Origin of the sequence: Ruthenibacterium lactatiformans (assembly GCF_000949455.1) — a bacterium.
Taxonomy (GTDB): Bacteria; Bacillota; Clostridia; order Oscillospirales; family Ruminococcaceae; genus Ruthenibacterium; species Ruthenibacterium lactatiformans.
Genome location: NZ_JXXK01000102.1, coordinates 1 through 749 on the forward strand (window position 1 = coordinate 1; position 749 = coordinate 749).

Consider the following 749-nt stretch of genomic DNA (forward strand, 5'->3'; position numbering starts at 1 on the left):
GGTATAATAACCTCAAAGCCGCCGCTTGCGCGGCTGCGCGTGTGCATGGCACACGCCCCTGTGCTGGCGCACAGGGCTTTGAGAACATTGAACCATGCAAAACCGCAGCACGTGCGGTTTTGTTGTGGCCGCTGAGCGGCAGCATGGTATAATAACCTCAAACCCGCCGCTTGCGCGGCCGCGCGTGTGCAAGGCACACGCCCCTGTGCTGGCGCACAGGGCTTTGAGAACATTGAACCATGCAAAACCGCAGCACGTGCGGTTTTGTTGGGGCTGCTTCGCAGCACGGAGGGACAGTATGGATGAATTCACCGTTACAACACCCGGCCTTGTGTATTTAAAGGCCAACAAAAGCTTTTCCGGCGGACACGGAGGCATGTGGTACCGGCTGAAATATACGGACGGCACGCTTTCCGCCTGTGTGTGGCCGTTTCCCTGGTGCTTTGAAAAAACCGATGACACGCAAAAGGCCTTTGCCGAATTCCCCTTCGATGCGGACGGGCTTGCCCGGGCCGAGGCCTGGGTGGCCGCACAGTACGAGGCCGATGTGCCCCGCTGGAGCGCATGCCCCGCAATGCCTCCGCCCACACCGGAAGAAACCGCCGCGGCGGGTACGGAAGCTGCCCCTGTTCCGGGCGCGGAGGACGCGCCGTTCGATTTGTAGCGTTACCCTGTCGGATACAATAAATATCCCCCGGCAAAGCCGGGGGTTTTTCATATGCGGGCATAGCCCTAGAATACTAAATAGT

The 749-nt window shown here is 59.4% G+C and carries 1 protein-coding gene; it reads left to right on the forward strand.

The window, feature by feature from the left end:
- The first annotated feature begins 298 nt into the window (after positions 1–298).
- Positions 299–664, forward strand: coding sequence for a hypothetical protein (locus TQ39_RS19890; protein WP_050006814.1), 366 nt, complete (start codon positions 299–301; stop codon positions 662–664).
- Positions 665–749 lie beyond the last annotated feature (85 nt).

Bases quoted from the DNA above. Each gene is read 5' to 3' on its own strand.
- TQ39_RS19890 (WP_050006814.1), top strand. From the start codon at position 299: ATGGATGAATTCACCGTTACAACACCCGGCCTTGTGTATTTAAAGGCC.